This window comes from Nocardia sp. bgisy118 (assembly GCF_057708605.1).
In genome coordinates this window covers 54400-67660 of record NZ_JBYISM010000034.1, presented here as the reverse complement: position 1 = coordinate 67660, position 13261 = coordinate 54400, and the positions used below count along the sequence as shown (strand labels likewise).

The 13261-nt window shown below is 69.4% G+C and carries 13 protein-coding genes; 6 read left to right on the top strand and 7 right to left on the bottom strand.

Annotation, left to right across the window (positions count from 1 at the left end; genetic code table 11):
- Positions 1 to 36: 36 nt before the first annotated feature.
- Together AC3EO7_RS32025 and AC3EO7_RS32020 are read right to left on the bottom strand one after the other, a co-directional pair.
- Complete coding sequence (locus AC3EO7_RS32025) at positions 37 to 2271, bottom strand: molybdopterin-dependent oxidoreductase (protein WP_431966171.1); 2235 nt, start codon at positions 2269 to 2271, stop codon at positions 37 to 39.
- 35 nt (positions 2272 to 2306) lie between these two features.
- Positions 2307 to 3281 (bottom strand): enoyl-CoA hydratase/isomerase family protein, encoded by a 975-nt coding sequence (locus AC3EO7_RS32020; protein ID WP_431965841.1) that lies wholly within the window; start codon positions 3279 to 3281, stop codon positions 2307 to 2309.
- Between the two features lie 200 nt (positions 3282 to 3481).
- Between AC3EO7_RS32020 and AC3EO7_RS32015 the strand changes: the two genes are divergently transcribed.
- Positions 3482 to 3985 carry a GNAT family N-acetyltransferase gene (locus AC3EO7_RS32015; protein WP_431965843.1) on the top strand — a complete coding sequence of 168 codons (504 nt, stop codon included), beginning with the start codon at positions 3482 to 3484 and terminating at the stop codon, positions 3983 to 3985.
- Between the two features lie 129 nt (positions 3986 to 4114).
- Here AC3EO7_RS32015 and AC3EO7_RS32010 read toward each other — a convergent pair whose 3' ends face one another.
- From AC3EO7_RS32010 to AC3EO7_RS32000, 3 genes are all read right to left on the bottom strand, one after another.
- Positions 4115 to 4906, bottom strand: coding sequence for an SDR family NAD(P)-dependent oxidoreductase (locus tag AC3EO7_RS32010; RefSeq protein WP_431965845.1), 792 nt, complete (start codon positions 4904 to 4906; stop codon positions 4115 to 4117).
- Positions 4907 to 5043: 137 nt separating this feature from the next.
- Positions 5044 to 5649, bottom strand: a complete 606-nt coding sequence (locus AC3EO7_RS32005) for a TetR/AcrR family transcriptional regulator (RefSeq protein ID WP_431965847.1) — start codon at positions 5647 to 5649, stop codon at positions 5044 to 5046.
- Positions 5650 to 5705: 56 nt separating this feature from the next.
- Positions 5706 to 6596 carry an alpha/beta fold hydrolase gene (locus AC3EO7_RS32000; RefSeq protein ID WP_431965849.1) on the bottom strand — a complete coding sequence of 297 codons (891 nt, stop codon included), beginning with the start codon at positions 6594 to 6596 and terminating at the stop codon, positions 5706 to 5708.
- Positions 6597 to 6713: 117 nt separating this feature from the next.
- Between AC3EO7_RS32000 and AC3EO7_RS31995 the strand changes: the two genes are divergently transcribed.
- The gene (locus AC3EO7_RS31995; RefSeq protein ID WP_435593241.1) at positions 6714 to 8567 is read left to right on the top strand and encodes a Na+/H+ antiporter; all 1854 of its coding nucleotides are present in this window, start codon (positions 6714 to 6716) and stop codon (positions 8565 to 8567) included.
- On the opposite strand, the gene AC3EO7_RS31990 is transcribed toward AC3EO7_RS31995, so the two are convergent.
- Positions 8543 to 9130 (bottom strand): TetR/AcrR family transcriptional regulator, encoded by a 588-nt coding sequence (locus AC3EO7_RS31990; protein ID WP_431965853.1) that lies wholly within the window; start codon positions 9128 to 9130, stop codon positions 8543 to 8545. The genes AC3EO7_RS31995 and AC3EO7_RS31990 overlap by 25 nt on opposite strands.
- A 201-nt stretch (positions 9131 to 9331) precedes the next feature.
- Here AC3EO7_RS31990 and AC3EO7_RS31985 point away from each other — a divergent pair, with 201 nt between their 5' ends.
- Positions 9332 to 9970 (top strand): TetR/AcrR family transcriptional regulator, encoded by a 639-nt coding sequence (locus tag AC3EO7_RS31985; protein ID WP_435593240.1) that lies wholly within the window; start codon positions 9332 to 9334, stop codon positions 9968 to 9970.
- A gap of 31 nt (positions 9971 to 10001) precedes the next feature.
- Positions 10002 to 10655, top strand: a complete 654-nt coding sequence (locus tag AC3EO7_RS31980; RefSeq protein WP_431965857.1) for an enoyl-CoA hydratase-related protein — start codon at positions 10002 to 10004, stop codon at positions 10653 to 10655.
- A gap of 260 nt (positions 10656 to 10915) precedes the next feature.
- On the opposite strand, the gene AC3EO7_RS31975 is transcribed toward AC3EO7_RS31980, so the two are convergent.
- Positions 10916 to 11602, bottom strand: a complete 687-nt coding sequence (locus tag AC3EO7_RS31975; RefSeq protein ID WP_431965859.1) for a TetR/AcrR family transcriptional regulator — start codon at positions 11600 to 11602, stop codon at positions 10916 to 10918.
- Between the two features lie 237 nt (positions 11603 to 11839).
- Here AC3EO7_RS31975 and AC3EO7_RS31970 point away from each other — a divergent pair, with 237 nt between their 5' ends.
- Together AC3EO7_RS31970 and AC3EO7_RS31965 are read left to right on the top strand one after the other, a co-directional pair.
- Positions 11840 to 12328: a DUF6841 family protein gene (locus tag AC3EO7_RS31970; protein WP_435593239.1), complete on the top strand. Its 489-nt coding sequence runs from the start codon at positions 11840 to 11842 to the stop codon at positions 12326 to 12328.
- The gene (locus AC3EO7_RS31965) at positions 12321 to 13226 is read left to right on the top strand and encodes an alpha/beta hydrolase (RefSeq protein ID WP_431965863.1); all 906 of its coding nucleotides are present in this window, start codon (positions 12321 to 12323) and stop codon (positions 13224 to 13226) included. The genes AC3EO7_RS31970 and AC3EO7_RS31965 overlap by 8 nt, the downstream gene beginning before the upstream one ends.
- Positions 13227 to 13261 lie beyond the last annotated feature (35 nt).

Genomic DNA, 13261 nt, shown 5'->3' with positions numbered 1-13261 from the left:
GGGCGCAGCGTCTGCGAGTAACTCCGTGAGCCGGGGTCAGCCGGCGGGTTCGATGCGGGCGGGGACGTGTTTGTGCCAGGGCGTGCCCGCGATGGCGTCGCGGAGGGTGGCGTCGGTGAGTTCGTTGAGTGCGACGCCGGTGCGGGCGTGGCCGGGCAGGTCGAGGCCGAAACCGTTGGGCAGGGACGCGTGGCCGGGCTGCATGCGGTCGGTGAGTTCGACGGTGGTGACCGCACTGCCGCGGCGGGTGGTGACGCGGGCATGGTCGCCTGCGGCGAGGCCGAGCCGCGCGGCGTCGTCGGGGTTCATGCGCAGCGCGCCGTCCGTGTCGCGGCGGCGCCAGCTGTCGTCGCGGAAGATGGTGTTGGCGGTGAACGAGCGCCGCTCCCCCGCGGCCAGCACGAACGGGTACTCGGCGCTGGTGTGCGTGGTCGGCGTGGTGTCGAGTTCGCCCAAGGCGTGCAACAGTTCCGGAATAGCCAGCGGGATGCGTTTGCCGGGGTGCGGGATGTAGTCCCAGGCGTCGGCGTAGTCGTCGACGGTGAAGGTGACGCCGGAGCGTCCCGCGAGGATGGCATCGAACAAGGCGTCGGCGTCACGGTGCCCGGCGCGGCGCATGGCGGCGCGATGGGTGCGGGCGACGCGTTGCGCCAGCGCCCAGAGCACGGCGGCGGCGCGAGCGTTGCCGGGCAGAGTCGGGCCGAGGGTTTCGTAGAGCAGATAGGGCGCCAGGCCGGCTGTGTTCTTGTCGGCGGCCAGCAGTGCCGCGAAAGCCAGTGCGTACGGGCGGCGCCCGAGACGCGCGGCAGTGCGCAGTAGCGCCAGCCGGGTGCGGGAGACCGCGCCGAGTTCCCGCAACAGACGGGCGTAGATCTCGGGTTCGGGCAGGGTGCCCGGCAGCGGATCGAGCAGCGGCGCGCGCAAATGGAAAGTGTTGTGCGGGAATTCGAGGGTGAAGAAGGTGGCTTCCCACTTCTCGAACTGGCTGGCGGCGGGCAGGACGTAGTCGGCGTGGCGGGCGGTTTCGGTGAACGCGACGTCGATGACGACCACCAAGTCCAGTGCGTCGAGCGCGGCGCGGAAGGAGGTCGAATCGGCAAGGGAGTGCGCGGGATTGGCGGATTCGACGATCATCGCGCGAAACCGATCGGGGTGATCGGTGAGGATTTCCTCGGCGATGGAGTTGCAAGGCAGCATGCCGCCGAGGACGGGTGCGCTGGTGACCGGGCTGCGGCGGATGTCGCGGCTGTAGCCCGCGAGCGGGACCATCCAGGAGTGCGGCTGCATGGCGCCGGGCGCGGCGAAATTGCCGGTGAGCAGCCACAGCAGCTTGTTCAGATAGGAGATCAGAGTGCTGTTGGGGCTTTGCTGAACGCCGAGGTCTTCGTAGGTGGCGACACTGGCAGCCGTGCCGATGCGATGGGCGGCGGTGCGCAGCAGGTCAACGGGCACGCCGCAGCGGTCGGCGTAGTCGGCGATGTCGATATCGCGCAGCGCGGCGGTGACCTGCTCGCCCTGGGCGGTGTGGGCGGCGAGGAAGGCGTGGTCGAGCAGATCGTCGCGGACCAGGATCGCCAGCAGCGCGGCCAGGCACCAGGCGTCGGTGCCCGGGCGAACCTGCAAGTGGATGTCGGCGAGATCGGCGGTCTCGGTGCGCACCGGGTCGATGACGATCATGGTCCGGGCCGGATCCTTGGCGATCTGCTGCAGGATGGTGCGGGCGCGGGGCACGCCGTGGGACTGCCAGGGGTTCTTGCCGAGGAACACCGACACTTCCGCGTGTTCGAAGTCGCCGGTCGTGTGGCCGCCGGTCAGGTGGGCGTCGACCCAGCCTTCGCCGGTCTTCTCCTGAGCGAGCGCGGTGGAGCGATAGCGGCTGCCGAGAGCGCGGCGCAGGGCTCCGCTGTAGGCGCCGCCGAGGTGATTACCTTGCCCGCCGCCGCCGTAATAGAAGATCTTGTCGCCGCCGTGCAGGTCACGCACCTGCGCCAGACGCGAGGCGACCTCGGAAATGGCGGTGTCCCAGTCGATTTCGGTGAAGGAGCCGTCGGGTTCGCGGCGCAGCGGGCTGGTCAGGCGGGCGCCGCCGTTCTGGTAGTGGTCGAGGCGCAGCGCCTTGTTGCAGGTGTAGCCTGCGGAGGCCACGTGGTCTTTGTCGCCGCGGATCTTGGCGAAACGGCGGCCGTCGAGCTGGATGAGCAGACCGCAGTTGTTCTCGCACAGGATGCAGGCGGTCTTGTGCCACTGGGCTGGGTTTTCGGCGGGAGCCATGTCGCGGGCGGGAGCCGTGTCGGCGGCGCGGGCGTTCATCGGCTCACCTGGTCGACGCGGGTGCCGTCCAGCCACGGTTTCGGGTCGGCAAGGAACGGGGTGTCGCCCAGGCGGGCGAGATCGTCGAAGAAGGCGCGGGTGGTGCGCGCCGCGGCCGCGGTGGTGCCGACGGAGACGAATCCCGCCTGTTCGCGGTCGAGGCCACGGGCCAGGCGAGTATCGGTGCCGAAGTAGACGGCGCGTTTGAGTTCGGCGACCACGACCGGGTTGCGTGCGGCCAATCGGGCTGCGGTGGCCTGGGTTTCGGCCAACAACTGGTCCTCGGGGACGACGCGGTGCAGCAGTCCGAGGCGGTGGGCTTCCTGCACCGACAGCGGCGCGCCCTCCAGGGTGACCTCGAGGGCGGCGGCCGCGCCGAGCAGTCTGGTGAGGCGCTGGGTTCCGCCGCCGCCGGGGATGAGGTTGGCCATGGTCTCGATCTGACCGAGCTTGACGTGCTCGGCGTCGGCGGCGTAGCGCAGGTCGCAGGCCAGCGCGATCTCGTGACCGCCGCCGAGCGCGGGCCCGTTGATGGCCGCCAGGTACACCGCGTGAGAGCGATTCATGCGCAAGGTGGTTCGTTTCCAGCGGTGTCCCCACACCAGGCCGACGCCGAGACCGCCGCCGAATCGCTCCACCGCCGAGGTCGCTCCGGGAATACGCAGCGCAGCGCTGGCGGCGCGCAGCAGCGGTGCGGCGACGCGGGCGGGTACGAACGGGTGCGGCAGTTCGATCATGCCGGTCAGTGCGCTGGGGTCGGCGTGGGTGAGGAACCGTCCCGGCAGTCCGCCGGTGAGCACGACCGCGCCGACCGTGTCGTCGGTGTCGACGGTGGCGGTGAAGCGGTCGAGGTCGCGGACGAACTCGGTGGTCACGAAGTTCAGCGGCGGCGCGACGGCGCGGGCGGTGAGCACCCGCCCGTCCTGGGTGAGGTCGATGGTGTCCAACCGGAGGTCGGCTGCGCGGGACATCGGCGGCTCCTAACGGCGCGCGACGGCGGGCGGTGCGGAATGCGGCCTCGGCCCACGGGGGTCGGCCACGTCGGCAACTATGGCATACACCATAGTCCTCCTGTCAAGAGTCACCGCTCGCGCAGGTCCGTACCGCGCCGCCGTCGCGCGACGGGAAATGGTGTGGCCGCGCCGGGTGCGGCTGTCCTATCGTCGCGTCCGTGACCACCGCTCTGCTGCGACCGGCCCTGACCGCCGACGAACCCTTCCTGTGGGAAATGCTGTACGAGGCATCGCATGCCGCCGACCAAGGACTCGCGGTCGCCGACCTCAGGACGATCCCCGCGCTCTCGCGCTACGTCGACGGCTGGGGCGCCGAGGGCGATCTCGGTGTCGTCGGCGGCCCGGCCGAATCCCCCTGCGGGGCGGCCTGGGTGCGGCTGCTCACCGGCGCGGACGCCGCCTACGGCTACGTCGACGACGCCACCCCGGAACTCGCGATCGCCGTCGCACCGCGGGCGCGCGGTACCGGACTCGGCACGGCCATGCTCGAACGGTTGATCGCCGACGCCGCCGGACCCTTCCCGGCGATGAGTCTCAGTGTGCGCGAGGATAATCCGGCGCGCCGCCTGTACCAGCGCTTGGGCTTCGTCGAGGTGCCTCTTTCGCAGATCGTCAACCGGGCGGGCACGACCAGCATCACCATGGTGTTGCCGCTGCGCTGATGTTTTGGCAGCTGCGCTGATGTTTTGGCAGCTGCGCTGGGATCGATCGGCTCCTCGAGCGGCCCGCAGAGCAGCAGATCACTCAACAGCGGCGCGGGACAGTTTCTGGCGCGATGTCGATGTCGCGCTTCACCGTTTGGCGCGCTGCGCGTCGGCCAGTGTCGCCGCGATCTTGTCCGCGCCCCCGAGCCGCTGCACCCGCGCGGCCAGGCCCGGCGCGATGCCCGCCAGCAGCACGCCGACGCGCACCTGGAGCGAGGCCACGTCGATCTCGCCGATATCGCGTTCGACGGCGCGGCGCACCGCGGCGGCCACCTGCTCGGGGCTCGAGGTGCCCATGCCGGGGGCGGCGGGGACGCCGGCGTCGGCGAACATGCCCGCGTCGCGGACGAAGCCAGGGAAGATCGTCGACACGCCGACGCCGTGCGGGGCGAGATCCTGCCGCAGCGCCTGGGCGAAGCCGCGCAGCCCGAACTTGGTGGCGTTGTAGAGGGAGGCGCGTGGCGAGGCGAGTTTGCCCGAGATGGAGGAGATGAACACCAGGTGGCCGTGTCCCTGGGCGATGAGGGGTTCGGCGAGCAGGCGGGCGGTCACGATCGGGGCGCGCAGGTTCACGTCGAGCGCGCGGTCGATCTCCTCGATCGAATAGTCGGTGAGCAGCCCGCTGGCGGGCAGAGCCGCGTTGGCGACGACGATGTCGACCGGTCCCGCGGCCGCGAGCAGCGCCGCGACGCCCTCGCGGTCGGCCAGGTCGGCGGGCACGGCGCGGGCGCCGGTCTGCTCGGCCAGCGGGCCGAGCACGTCGACGCGGCGACCGGTGAGCACCAGTTCGGCTCCGCGGTCGGCGAACGCGTGGGCGATGGCGTGCCCGATGCCGCCGGTGGCGCCCGTGATCAGGACTCGTGAGTTTTCGATCTTCATCCGCTCTACCGTCCCCTGTCGCCGCGGTACTGGAAAGCGGGTCTGTCCCGCTCTGGGATGCACGGTAGCGAGCCGACGCCGCCCGCACATCCGCGTGCGGTCGGATCCGCGGCTCCGCCCACGGTAGGGGGGCGGGATCAGCGCGGGGTGGCCGCGTAGAGGGTCCGCAGTTCCGCCACGGCGTCGTCGAGGGGCTCGATGCTCTGCTGCACCCGGCACAGCGCGATCGCACCCTCGAAAGAGGCGACGGTGAGGATCGCCAGGCGCCGGGCCCGGTCGGCGGGGACCTCGTGCCGGGTGAGGACGTCGATGAGCGCGGCGTGCCACCGGTCGAAGACCGCCGCGGCGGCGCGCGCGAATTCCGGTGCGTCGTCGTTGGTCTCGACGGCGACCGCGAAGATCGGGCAGCCCGCGCGGAACTGGCTGTCGCGCAGCGTGGTGCGCCACATGTCGGCGAACTTCTCCAGCGCCTCGACCGGGTCGCTGTCGCGGGTGAGCCGTTCGATATAAGTGGACATGATGTCGCCCGCGGTGGTGACCGCGTCGTTGATGAGCTGGGTGCGGCCGCCGGGGAAATGGTGGTACACCGAGCCGCGCGGCGCGCCGGTGCTGGCGAGCACCCGGTCGACGCTGGTCCCGCTGGCGCCGTGCACCCGCAGCGAGTCGATGGCGCCCTCGATCATCCGCCGTCGCGCGTCGGGCAGGCGGGTGCGAGAACCGTCGGTATTGGATCGGCGTACCACGCGTCTATTCTATGGGGCTGCCCATAGTGCGCGGTGTTCGCCGGTGCGGTCGGCGATCACCTGACCCTCGTGCGGTGGAATTCGAGGAACGCGTCCAGGGTCCGCTGCGGCGCCTCGATCTGCGGGTAGTGGCCGATGTCCGGCAGCTCCACCACGTCGGGTCGCTCGATCAGCTCGCGATAACGCTTCACCATGTGCGCGCCGGAGACCGGGTCGCGCAGCCCGTCGATCAACCGCACCGGCATCTCGGCCCGTTGCAATGCGCCGACCCAGCGTTCCCGGTTCTTGCGACGCTCGGCCATGTAGCGGATCAGCTTGTGCCCGTTGCGTTTACCGTGCTTGCTTGCCCACAGCAACCAGAACTGGTGCAGCTCGGTGGCGCTTGGCCTGGTGTCGGGCCCGAAGATCGCCGACAGGCTGCGGCTGAACGTTTCCTCGCCGCCGAGGATTCCGACCAGCGGTCCCAGCGGCCCCGCCAGCAGCCGCTGCACCGGGCGCGGATGGTGGGTCTCGGGGAACAGTCCCCCGTTGAGCAGGCACACCGATTCGATGGTCAGCGAGTCGTCTCCGGACGCGCGGCGTTCGGCGGCGCGGGCGAGCATCTCCTGGGCGACGGTGTCGCCGTAGTCGTGGGCCAGCAGGTGAAAACGCTGGACGCCTTGTTCGCGCAGCAGTTGTTCCTGCAGGTCGGCTTGGTCGGCGATGCTGTAGTCGTAGGTGCGTGGTTTGGCCGACCAGCCGAAGCCGATCATGTCGGCGGCCAGGACCCGCGCGAATCGTTGACACAGGCCAGGCCACACGGCATGCCAGTCCCAGGACGCGGTCGGGAACCCGTGGACGCACAACAGGACCCCTTCGGGTCCGCCGCCGCCCTCGGTCCAGAAGATCTGGTGCCCGCGATGGGTGAACCTATGTCCGTTCGCACGCCAATTCGCAAACTCCTCCATATCGAATAAGCATTGCGTGTGCGGGGCGGCACGGCAGGGATTCGCGGGAATCGGCGTGGCGAGGGTGTCGTCCACCGCAGGGCCGACCCCGCGGTCGCCTTTTGCGAGAATGCTTTCGTGCATGTCGCGATCGGCCTGGTGGTTCTCGTCGCGTCGGCGGCCGCGCTGGCGGCCCTGGCGCGCCGGTTCGGCGTCTCCGAACCCTTGGTACTGACCCTGGCCGGGGTGGCCGCCTCCTATCTGCCGTTCGTGCCCGCGGTGCACCTCGAGCCGGAAGTGGTGCTGCTCGGCTTGCTGCCGCCGCTGCTGTACACCGCGGCGATCAGGACCTCGCTGGTGGACTTCCGCGCCAACATCGGCACCATCGCGTCGCTGTCGGTGGGTTTGGTGCTGTTCAGCACCTTCGCGGTGGCCGCGGTGGTGTGGTGGCTGCTGCCGGTGCCGTTCGCGGTGGCGGTGGCCCTCGGCGCGGTGGTCGCGCCACCGGACGCGGTCGCGGCGACTGCGGTGGCGCGCCGGATCGGGATGCCCCGGCGGATCGTCACCATCCTCGAGGACGAATCGCTGTTCAACGACGCGACCGCGCTGGTGGCGTTGCGGACCGCGATCGCGGCCTCGGCGGGTGCGGTGTCGGTGTGGCAGGCGGGCGGCGATTTCCTGCTCGCCGCGGGCGGCGGCGCGCTGGTCGGTCTCGCCGTGGCCGCGCTGCTCGCGCTGCTGCGCAGGCGGATCACCGACCCCGTGCTGGACACCACGCTGTCGTTCCTCGCGCCTTTTGCCGCGTATCTGCCTGCGGAAGGTATCCACGCCTCCGGCGTGATCGCGGTGGTGACCTGCGGCATGATCCTCGGGCACGGCGCGCCGGTATGGCAGTCGGCGGCCTCGCGCATCGCCGAACGCACCAACTGGCGCACCATCCAGTTCATCCTGGAGAGCTCGGTGTTCCTCATCATCGGCCTGCAGGTGCGGGCGATCCTGGAAGGCGCGTGGGGCAGCGGCCTCGACCACACCACCCTGATCGTGTCGGCGATCGCGGTGCTGCTCACGGTGATGGTGGCGCGGCCGCTGTGGATCTTCCCGTGGTCGTTGCTGTTCCAGCGGCTCGGGCGTTCGACGACGCCGCTGAGCTACCCGACGGTGGTGTCGTGGGCGGGCATGCGCGGCGTGGTGACGCTGGCGGCCGTGCTGCTGTTGCCCGAGGACACCCCGCAGCTGCCGGTGCTGAAGCTGCTCGCGCTGGTCGTGGTGGCGGGAACGCTACTGCTGCAAGGCACCTCGCTGCCCTGGCTGGTGAGCCTCCTGCAGCTGCGCGGTCCGAGCCGGTCCGAGGACGCGCTGCAAAAGGCCAATCTGCTCACCCAGGCGAGTACCGCGGGGATGGCGGCGCTGGACGCGGCCGTCGGACCCGACACCCCACCGCAGGTCGTGCAATCGCTACGGGATCGGCTGACCTGGCGGACCAACGCCGCCTGGGAACGGCTGGGCCGCGCGGAATCCGAACAGCGCACCCCGACCGCCGAATACCGCAGGCTGCGGCTGGAGATGCTGCGCGCCGAACGCGAAACCGTGCTGCGGGTGCGGGATTCGGGCGGCATGGACTACGAGATCCTGCAGCACGTGCTGGCCAGGCTGGATCTCGAGGAATCCATGATCGACCGTTTCGACGAGACCGAGGAAGAACGCCGCGAACCCCTCGCCGCGCCCGTCGCGACCGCGGACTGCGAGCACCTGCGGGCCGCGCCGCTGGTGCTCGAACCCACCGAGCCCGACCGGTGCGCCGAATGCGTCGCCGAGGGCCTGACCTGGGTGCACCTGCGAATGTGCCTGTCCTGCGGGCACATCGCCTGCTGCGACTCCTCGCCCGGCAATCACGCCACCAAACACCACGCCGCGACTGCCCATCCGGTGATGCGCAGCGTGGAACCGGGCGAGGCGTGGCGCTGGTGCTACGTGGACGAGCTGCTGGGCTGAGCGCCGACCGCCACCGAGCGGCGGGCATGCGAGTAGATCAGCCGGGCGTACTCGTTGAGCAGCCGCTGCAGTGACACCTCGCCCCCGCACGCGCTGATCTGCTGGTAACCGATCAGCATCGCCATGCCGAGCGAGGTGACCACGGTGGCGGTCTCGTCGTCGCCGACCACGCCGTTGATCACCTTGTGGACGGTGCGGCGACGCGACTCGTCGACCCGCTTGACCGCGAGATTCACCGATTCGTCGTTGGCGGCCCAGGCCCGGATCGCCGCCTCGGCCTCGTGATGCAGGCCCGCCGCGAGATCGGACATGGCGCGCACGTCGTCGTCGGGATCGCCCTGATTGAACTTCAACGTGCGCAGGATCAGCACCTGCCGGTTCTCCCAGTGCTCGAGCAGCGCGTCGACGAAACCCTGCCAGCTGCCGAAGTGGTGATAGAACGAGCCGCTGGTCACCCCCAGCCGGCGGCACAGCAGCCCGATGTTGAGGCCCTTGAAACCGAGTTCGGCCAGCACCTCCAAAGCGCTGTCGAAGTACTGCTCCTTGGTGACCACTCGTGACATGCGGAAGCCGTTCTGCTCGTGCGGGCAAGGGGGGAGGGCCAGAACAGTACCGCATCGGTTCGGTCGCGCGTGCGGGCACAAGCGAATCCGCTAGGTGACTCGAAGTAGCTGTTACCTGGCGAAATACGCAGTGCGCGTATGGAACCCGCGCCCTTCCCGGCACCTTGCATAACAGAGCACTTGCTCTGTTATAGTCGTCGCATGCCGCGCCCCCGCATACACGACCCCGATACCGCGCTCGACGCCGCGGAATCGCTGGCGGTTCGTGGCGGTCCCGCCGCGGTCACCATCCGCGCCGTCGCCGCGGCCACCGGCATGTCGAACGGCGCGCTGTACCACAGTTTCGGATCGCGGTCCGGCGTGCTGGGGCGTGCGTGGTTGCGGGCCGCGCGGCGATTCGTCGCCGTGCAGAACGAGCTGGTCGACGCGCGATCGAACGCCGAAGACAGTGCGGCCGAGGATGATGCGGCCGGGCTCGACGCGGCGACCGAGGCGATCGTGGCTGCCGCGGAGGCGCCGAGCGCGTTCGCCGAACGCTTCCCCGACTCCTCCCGGCTGCTGCTCACCGTCTCCCGCGAGCAGCTACTCGGCGAGGACCTACCCGAGGACGTGGCCGCCGACGTGCGCACCGCCGAACGTGCGCTGATCGATCTGATGGCGCGCCTCGCGCAGCGGCGATGGGGCCGCCGCGACCGCCGTGCGGTCGAGGTGCTCACCACCTGCCTGGTCGACCTGCCGACCGCCATCCTGATCCACCGCGACCGGATCGCCGAACCCTTTGCCCGCGAACAACTTCGGGCCGCCGTGCGCGCCGTGCTCGCGGTCGGACCGCCCCCGTGACCCTCGACAGTCCCCTACCGAAGGAACCATCATGCCCACCCTGGAATACCACGACAAGATCGCCGTCCTCGACCTCGGCGGTGACGAGAACCGCTTCTCCCCTGGCTTTCTCGACGAAGTGAACGCCCACCTGGACACTGTCCTGACCGAAGGCGCGCAGGGGTTGATCACCACCGCCAGTGGCAAGTTCTACTCCAACGGCCTCGACCTGGATTGGCTCAGCGCGAACATGGACCGCGGCCAGTGGTACGTCGGACGCGTACAGGCCCTGTTGGCGCGGGTGCTCACCCTGCCGGTGCCGACCGCGGCCGCGCTGCCCGGCCACGCCTTCGGTGCGGGCGCCATGCTCGCCATCGCCCACGACTACCGCGTGATGCGCGCCGACCGCGGCTACTTCTGCTTCCCCGAAGTCGACATCCGCATCCCCTTCACCCCCGGTATGGCCGCCCTCATCCAGGCCAAGCTGTCTCCGAAGGCCGCGGTCGACGCCATGACCACCGGCCGCCGCTACGGTGGCGAGGCCGCCGCCGAGCTCGATATCGTCGATGCGGCCGCCGCCGAAGGACAGGTGCTCGCGGGGGCGCTGGAAATGCTGATTCCGTTGGGCGGCAAGGACTCCGGCACGCTCGGTGCGATCAAGAACACCATGTTCGCGCCGGCCGTCGCGGCGTTGGCCACGCCGTAGGACCCTCGAGTCTCGGACACCTCCGGCGACCAGGCTTCCACCCCGATGCCTGGTCGCCGGACGCGTCCGCCCCACGTCGTCGGCGCACCGTCTCGGTCGAGGCATGCTGTCGCAGACCTTTCATACACCTCGCACAGGTTGCAAGCTATGCGAGGCGTATGAAAGACCTGCGAGGCCTAGAGATTTCGCGAGTGCTGGTGTGACTCGAACGTTGGTGCCGATCGCGAGATCGGGTCGGTGGCGCGTTCGTGTGGGTGGGTTCAGTCGATCGACGAGCTCGCCGTCCAGGGCGAGTAGCCGACGAGGAAGACCCGCACCGCCCGCCGCACCACGGCGTCGATCTCGTCATCGGTGACGGCCTCCCCGAGCAGTGCCTTCTCACGGAGCCCGCCGTAAGCCAGCATTCCGAACTGGCGGGCGGCGGCCTCGGGATCCGGAACGCTCAGGGTGCCCAGCGCGCACTGTTCGCGCAGGTACGAGGCGAGGGTGGCGCCGAAACGTTCCATGACGTCGCGGTAGACCGCCGCCAATTGCGGAAAGCGAATCGCCTCGGCGGCGACGAGCCGATAGAGCCCGACTTCGGCGGGAGAGGTCCAGGCGCGAGCTATCTGTGTCCCGAAGAGAGTCAGCACGTGCTCGGGGTCGCCGTCGGAGGTCGCCATCGCGGCGGTGATCGCCTCGTGTGAGCGGGCGGCCAGATCGCCTGCCGCCGCCAAGAGCAACTCGTCTTTGCTCGGGTATCGGGCGTAGATCGTCTTCTTCGACACCCCAGCCTCGCGCGCGATGCGAGCGAGGTTCGCCTCGGCGTATCCATGGGTCACGAACTCCGCCGACGCGACCGCGATGATGTGACGCCATCGCGCGGCCAGCGTGGACGCAGGCGGCCGACCGGGGCTCACTGTCCGCGGCCGGGATTGCTCCGACGATGCGCTCCTTCCTGCTGTCACGTTCTCGACCATCGCACACCCGCCCGCATTTCGGCCAACCAACCCTTGACAAATGGAACTCACGAGTTCCTATACTACAAAGGAACCCGTTGGTTCCGTTAATGCGCGGCCAGTACGGAGTCGCCGCGGAGAGGCCAGGACCCGCCGCATGACTCCATGACTGCGCGCGACGCCTCGAACATTTCCCCGGATATCGAGCTGATCGGTCGTTCGCCGACCGTGTGGAAGGACCCTGCAATGCCCATCGACCAGATTTCGGCGACACGCGCCGAAGTGACGAGTTGGTTTTTCGAGGACTATCTGCCGCGATGGGTCGGCGTTGCCGCCGGGACCTCCTCGGACGGACCCGAGTGCATCCTCGACTACTGGGGCACACCCATGCACGTGACCGTATCGGACCAGTCGTTCTGGTGCCTCGATCACGCCAGCGTTCTCGCATTTCTGGAGCTCAACCTCGCGCCGTTGCGCGAGTCGGGCTACAGCCACACCGTGGTGCCCGATCGCCGCGTCACCGTCTACAACGCCGTCGGCGCCGCGATCGAGGTGATCTGGTCTCGTCGCCGCGCGGACGAAAGCGAAATCCAGCGCTGGGCCGTTCATTTCGAAGTCGCCAAGTCCGCCGCCGGGTGGCGGGTGATCGCTGTCCAAGCCATCGACACCGCCACGAGCGTGCTCGGGGAGATCTGGTCCTGGGAATCGTCGACCGAGGTGGCCAGCCATGGCTGAGCAGAAGTATCCACCGCTGGTCATGCCCGAGGGTGTCCTCCGCGAGAAGTCCACGATCTGGAGCAACGGCATCCCGCTCGACGCGGACGTGTACCGCCCGGCGACCATCCCTTCCGAGGCCGCGCTACCCGCGGTGGTGTTGTGTCACGGCTGGGGCGGTAGCAAGCACACCGCCGAACGCTATGCCGCGCTGTTCGCCTCCGCGGGCATGATCACTCTCACTTTCACGCAGAGCAGCTGGTTCGGCTCCGGATCGCCACTGCATCTGGTCGGCGACGCCCCCGAACGTGACGACAACGACGAGGCTCTGGCCCGAGTGCGGTTCGTCCGAGATCTGGTCGACCCGTTCGCGTGGACCGCGAATCTCCTTGCCGCCCTCGACTACCTCGAAGGCGAGCCCAACGTCGACACCGCTCGTATCGGAGTCTGGGGAACCAGCTACGGCGGCGGCATCGCCGTCTACACCGCCGCCCACGACACCCGCGTCAAAGCCTTGACCGTTCAGGTGCCCGCCATCTCGCTCGGGCAGGGACCGCTCTTCGAATTCGCCCGCAAATACGCGATCGACACCGCCCGCGGCAATGCCGACGCCATCCCCAAGGGCATCGACCGATTTCCGACCGCGGAGGGCACCCCGTTCCTGGCCACCATGGCGCACTTCGATCCACTCACCCAAGTCGAGCGGTTGCAGGTGCCGACCTTGATCATCGATGCCGGCGAGGAGGAGTTGTTTCCCACTCCCGACAACGGGCGCCGCGCCGCCGAGATCCTCGAGGACGCGGGCGTCGTCGTGGTCGACTACCAGGTCATCCCCGGCATCACCCACTACGGCATCTATTTCGACGGCTACGAGCCCGGCAGCCGGGCCGCACTCGACTGGTTCGAGCGCTACCTATGACACCGTCACGGGCCCGCGGTCTCGTGGTGCCGACC

What these genes read in the sequence shown, in the direction of transcription:
- AC3EO7_RS32025 (WP_431966171.1), bottom strand. Translation starts at nt 2,271, where the DNA reads ATGGCTCCCGCCGAAAACCCAGCCCAGTGGCACAAGACCGCCTGCATC.
- AC3EO7_RS32020 (WP_431965841.1), bottom strand. Translation starts at nt 3,281, where the DNA reads ATGTCCCGCGCAGCCGACCTCCGGTTGGACACCATCGACCTCACCCAG.
- AC3EO7_RS32010 (WP_431965845.1), bottom strand. Translation starts at nt 4,906, where the DNA reads ATGAAGATCGAAAACTCACGAGTCCTGATCACGGGCGCCACCGGCGGC.
- AC3EO7_RS32000 (WP_431965849.1), bottom strand. Translation starts at nt 6,596, where the DNA reads ATGGAGGAGTTTGCGAATTGGCGTGCGAACGGACATAGGTTCACCCAT.
- AC3EO7_RS31990 (WP_431965853.1), bottom strand. Translation starts at nt 9,130, where the DNA reads ATGTCACGAGTGGTCACCAAGGAGCAGTACTTCGACAGCGCTTTGGAG.
- AC3EO7_RS31985 (WP_435593240.1), top strand. Translation starts at nt 9,332, where the DNA reads ATGCCGCGCCCCCGCATACACGACCCCGATACCGCGCTCGACGCCGCG.
- AC3EO7_RS31980 (WP_431965857.1), top strand. Translation starts at nt 10,002, where the DNA reads ATGCCCACCCTGGAATACCACGACAAGATCGCCGTCCTCGACCTCGGC.
- AC3EO7_RS31970 (WP_435593239.1), top strand. Translation starts at nt 11,840, where the DNA reads ATGCCCATCGACCAGATTTCGGCGACACGCGCCGAAGTGACGAGTTGG.
- AC3EO7_RS31965 (WP_431965863.1), top strand. Translation starts at nt 12,321, where the DNA reads ATGGCTGAGCAGAAGTATCCACCGCTGGTCATGCCCGAGGGTGTCCTC.